The sequence below is a fragment of the Streptomyces sp. UH6 genome (assembly GCF_013421635.1).
GTDB lineage: Bacteria > Actinomycetota > Actinomycetes > Streptomycetales > Streptomycetaceae > Streptomyces > Streptomyces abyssomicinicus.
Window position 1 is genome coordinate 1 of record NZ_JACADT010000397.1, and the last position, 4,899, is coordinate 4,899.

At 69.9% G+C, this 4,899-nt stretch carries 4 protein-coding genes; all 4 read right to left on the minus strand.

The genetic code is table 11. The features are described from left to right. The coding region (locus tag HW445_RS18445; protein WP_180222096.1) for an ABC transporter ATP-binding protein at window positions 1-773 on the minus strand (773 nt) is incomplete at its 3' end. Continuing rightward, window positions 770-1,696 carry an ABC transporter permease gene (locus tag HW445_RS18450; protein ID WP_180222097.1) on the minus strand — a complete coding sequence of 309 codons (927 nt, stop codon included), beginning with the start codon at window positions 1,694-1,696 and terminating at the stop codon, window positions 770-772. The genes HW445_RS18445 and HW445_RS18450, both read right to left, overlap by 4 nt. Next, a complete protein-coding gene (locus tag HW445_RS18455; protein ID WP_180222098.1) occupies window positions 1,693-2,760 on the minus strand; it encodes an ABC transporter permease in 1,068 nt (355 codons plus the stop codon). The genes HW445_RS18450 and HW445_RS18455 overlap by 4 nt, the downstream gene beginning before the upstream one ends. A 13-nt stretch (window positions 2,761-2,773) precedes the next feature. Continuing rightward, entirely contained in the window at window positions 2,774-4,630 is a 1,857-nt protein-coding gene (locus HW445_RS18460) for an ABC transporter substrate-binding protein (RefSeq protein WP_180222099.1), read from the minus strand. Between the last annotated feature and the right edge of the window lie 269 nt (window positions 4,631-4,899).

Below are 4,899 nucleotides of genomic sequence, written 5' to 3' on the forward strand. Positions count from 1 at the left end.
GCCGGGTCGCCGATCCGTGGGAACGCGGCCGACAGCGCCCGCGCGTACGGGTGCCGGGCGTCCTCGAAGACCCGCCCGGCGGGCCCCTCCTCGACCACCCGCCCCGCGTACATCACGGCCAGCCGGTCACAGGTGTCGGCCAGCACCGCCAGGTCGTGGCTGATCATGATGAGGCCGACGTTCTGCTCGCTGACCAGCTCCTCGATCAGGCGGAGGATCTGCGCCTGGATCATCACGTCCAGCGCGGTGGTCGGCTCGTCGGCGATCACCAGGCCGGGGTCGCAGGCCAGCGCCATGGCGATCATGACGCGCTGGCGCTGGCCGCCGGAGAGTTCGTGCGGATAGGCCGAGGCGCGGGCGGCCGGCAGGCCCACCTGCTCCAGCAGTTCGCCGACCTTCCGCCTCGCCCCCGCGGCGGTGGCCCGGCGGTGCAGCAGAATCGGTTCGGCGATCTGGTCGCCGATGCGGTGGACCGCGTTCAGCGAGTGCATCGCGCCCTGGAAGACGATCGACGCGCCCGCCCACCGCACGGCGCGCACCTGACCCCACTTCATGGCGAGGACGTCCTCGCCGTCGAGCAGGATCCGCCCGCCCACCTTCGTCCCGGCGGGCAGCAGCCGCAGCAGCGCGAGAGCCAGCGTCGACTTGCCGCAGCCGGACTCCCCGGCGATGCCCAGCTTCTGCCCGGCCTCCAGCGTCAGGTCCACCCCGCGCACCGCGGCCGCCCCGCCGGGGTAGGTCACTTCGAGGTTCTGGACGTCCAGCAGGGTCAACGGGACACCCCCAGCCTGGGGTTGAGGACGGACTCGACGGCGCGGCCGCACAGCGTGAACGCCAGCGCGACGGCGGCGATGCCGATGCCGGGCGGTATCACGTACCACCACTTGCCGGAGCTGACCGCGCCGGCCTCGCGGGCGTCCTGGAGCAGACTGCCCCAGGAGACCACCGTGGGGTCGCCGAGGCCCAGGAAGGCCAGCGTCGCCTCGGTCAGGATGGAGGAGGAGATCAGCAGGGTGGTCTGGGCCAGCACCAGCGGCATCACGTTGGGCAGGACGTGCCGCGTCATGATGTGCAGGTGGCCGCCGCCGAGCGCCTTGGCGCGCTCGATGTAGGGCCGTGCCTCCACGGCCAGGGTCTGCGCGCGGACCAGGCGGGCGGTGGTCGGCCAGGTGACGACGGCGATCGCCAGCACCATCGTGCCGAGCGAGCGGGACAGCACCGTGGCCAGCGCGATGGCCAGCACCAGGGCGGGCATCACCAGGAACCAGTCGGTGATCCGCATGATCACCGTGGACCAGACGCCGCCGAAGTGGCCGGCGGTGATGCCGACCACCGCGCCGATCACCACGGAGAGCGCCGCGGCCAGCAGTCCCACCAGGAGCGAGACCCGCGAGCCCCAGACCACCAGGCCGAACAGGTCGCGCCCGAACGTGTCGGTGCCCAGCCAGAACCGGCCGCTGGGCTCCTCCATCGGGGAGCCGGGCGCCGTCGTCACGTCGGACACGTCGGCGCCGATGGTGAGCGGCGCGGTCAGCGCCACCAGGGCGAGGAGGGTCAGGGCGATCAGGCCGGCCACCCCGGCCCGGTGGGAGCGGTACTGCCGCCAGAACCGGGCCGCGGAGGCCCGTCGCCGTCGTCGGGCCAGCTTGCGCGCGTCGAGCGTGGCGCCGCCCGCGGTCGTTTCGTTCGTCGTCACTGGTTGCCCACCCGGGGGTCGAGCAGCGGATAGATCAGGTCGGCCAGCATGTTGGCGACGATCATCGTCGCCGCGAAGAAGAAGAACAGCCCCTGCACCAGCGGCAGGTCGGGCACGCTCAGCGCCTGGTAGAAGAGGCTGCCGAGACCGGGCCAGGAGAAGACCGTCTCCACCAGGATCACGCCCGCCACGGTGCGGCCCAGGTTGACGAAGATCAGCGTCATGGTGGGCAGCAGCGCGTTGGGCACGGCGTGCCGGGTGCGCACCTGGTCGTCGCGCAGGCCCTTGGCGCGGGCGGTGGTCAGGTAGTCGCTGCCCATCTCGTCCAGCAGGGCGGAGCGGGTGACCAGCAGCGTCTGGCCGTAGTCGACGGCCACCAAAGTGAGGACCGGCAGCACCATGTGGTGCGCCACGTCGAGCACGTGGTCGAGGCCCTCCTCGCCGGTCTCCATGCCTCCGGTGGGGAACAGGCCGGGGAGCGGGCCCACACCGTTGGCGAGGATGATGATCGCCAGCAGGCCGAGCCAGAAGGACGGCACCGAGAACAGCACCAGGGCCAGGCCGGTGTTGACCTTGTCGCCGCGGCTGTTGTGGCGCCAGGCGGACCGGGTGCCCAGGAAGATGCCGAGCGCCGTGTAGATGACGAAGGCGGTGAAGGTCAGCAGCAGCGTCGGCAGCACCGCCTCGCCGATCTTGTCCATCACCGGCGCGCGGAACTGGTAGGAGGTGCCGAAGTCCCCGGTGAGGACGTTGCCGCAGTAGTCGAGGAACTGCTGCCACACCGGCAGGTCGAGCCCGAACTCGATCCGCAGGGCGTCCAGTTGCTCCTGCGAGATGGGGCGTCCCCGGGTCATCTGGGTGACCGGGTCGCCCGGTATCAGGCGGAAGAGGAAGAAGCTGGTGACGAGGACGGCCAGCAGGGAGACGACGGCTCCCAGCAGCTTGCCCGCCACGTAGCGCAGGTAGGTCAGGGTGCGGTTGCCGGAGCCGGACCGGCCGGCCGGCGGCCCGGCGGGAACCGGGCCGTCGGCCGGCGCGGCCGGCACAGGTGCGATCTGGGTCATGTACGCCCTGCTGCTATTCGCGCTCGTCGGCGGTGGAACGGCGGCGCATCGCCAGGAAGGCGCCGACGGCGACCAGGACCACGACACCGGCGACGATGCCGATGATCACGCCGGTCGAGCCCGAGTCCTCGGAGGAGGCCCCGTCGGCGGCGACGGGCTCGGCGGACCACCAGCTCCAGTAGCCGTCCTGGCCGTAGATGTTGCCGGCCTCGGTGGGCATGGTGGTGATCGACTTGATCTGGTCGCTGCGGTAGGCCTCGACGGCGTTCGGGTAGGCCATCACGTTCATGTACCCGAGGTCGTAGAGGTGCGACTGCATCTGCTTGACCAGGTCGGCGCGCTTGGCCGGGTCGTACTCGGCGAGCTGCTCCTTGTAGAGCTCGTCGTACTTCTTGTCGCAGATGAAGTTGTCGGTGGCGCCGACGTCCTCCTTGGTGGCCGGCAGGGCGTCACAGGTGTGGATGGACAGCACGAAGTCCGGGTCCGGGTTGACGGACCAGCCGTCGAAGGCCAGGTCGTAGGTGCCGGCCAGCCAGGGGTCGGAGACGTTGTCGGAGCACTGGAGGTCCATGCCGATGCCGAGCTGGCCCCACCACTCCTCCAGGTACTGGCCGATGGCCTTGTCGTTGGGGTCGGTGGCGTGGCAGAGCACCCGGTAGACGATCGGCTTGCCGTCCTCGTCGACCCGCTTGCCGTCCTTCTTCTTCAGGCCGGCCTCGTCGAGCAGCTTGTTGGCGGCGTCGATGTCGTACGTGAGTTCCTGGTCCGGGGCGGGCTTCCAGAAGTACGTGTCGTAGCGCGGGGGTATGTAGCCCTCGCCCTTGACGGCGTGACCCTGGAAGACCTTGTCGATGATGGCGTCGCGGTCGACGGCCTTGAAGAGGGCGTTGCGCACCCGCTGGTCCAGCAGCGACTCGTGGCCGTCGCCCAGCTTCGCGCCGTCCTTGGCCTTGGCGCCCGGGTTGACGGCCAGCGCGAAGAAGCGGCGGCCGGGGGCGTCGTTGACCTTGATGTTCTCGGCGGTCTTGAGGTCGTCGGCCTGCGCGGGCGTCAGGTTCGGGACGAAGGAGACCTCGCCCTTCTTCAGGGCGGCCACGGCGGCGTCGCCGTCCTTGTAGTACTTGAAGACCAGTTCGTCGAACTTGGGGGCGCCTCGCCAGAAGTCCTTGTTGGGCTCCAGCTTCACGTACTGGTCGACCTTGTAGTCGGTGAGCACGAACGGGCCGTTGCCGACGATCGGGAACTTCTGGTCGTTGTTGAACTTCGAGAAGTCGGTGACCTTCTCCCAGATGTGCTTGGGCACGATCGGGATGTCCAGGGCCGTCATGGTGGCCTGCGGCTTCTTGAGCTTGATGACCAGCTGGTCCTTGCTGGGCGCGCTCACCGACTCGAAGTTGCCGACGAAGCTGCCGTTGGCGGTGGCCGCGGCGTCGTCCGACATCATCTTGCCCAGCGTCCACGCCGCGTCCTCGGCGGTGGCCGGCTTGCCGTCCGACCACTTCGAGTCGTCGCGGATGGTGTACGTCCAGGTCAGCTTGTCCTCGGACGCCTCCCACTTGGTGGCGAAGGCCGGGACGGGCTCGTTGGTCTCCGGGTCGTAGTTGAGCAGGTACTCGTACATCAGGCGGTGGATGCTGGTGGAGACCAGCCGGCCGGCCAGGAACGGGCTCAGCGAGTCCACGCTCTGGGCGACGGCCACGGTGAGGACCTGCTTGTCCTCCGCGGCCTGCGCCCGAGCCTCGGCCGGCGCCGGGTTCAGCGGCGTGGCGGCCGCCCCGGTGAACGCCAGGGCGAGTGCTCCCATCGCGGCGACGAGCCGTGGGGCGCGGTGGCGTCGGCCTGTTCTGCCGTGCGCTTCTTGCGAATTCATGCTCGGACCTCGCGTCATCCTCGGACTGCTGAGCAGTGCTGCCGAATGGGAAGTGGTCTATCAGTGCGGCAGTGGGGCGTCAACGGAACCGAGACCCCAAGTGGCCTGCGGAAACGCCAAGTTGATCGATCGGACACGGGCATTGGTCTCGACCTCTGACGCCTCGCAGGTGGGAGGTTGGCGGTGCGCCTGTCCGACATGTACGGCGGGGCCGTCGGGGCGGGAACTCGCCGGACCGGGGGTGCGGGGGGCCGGCCGGTCCGAGGGTG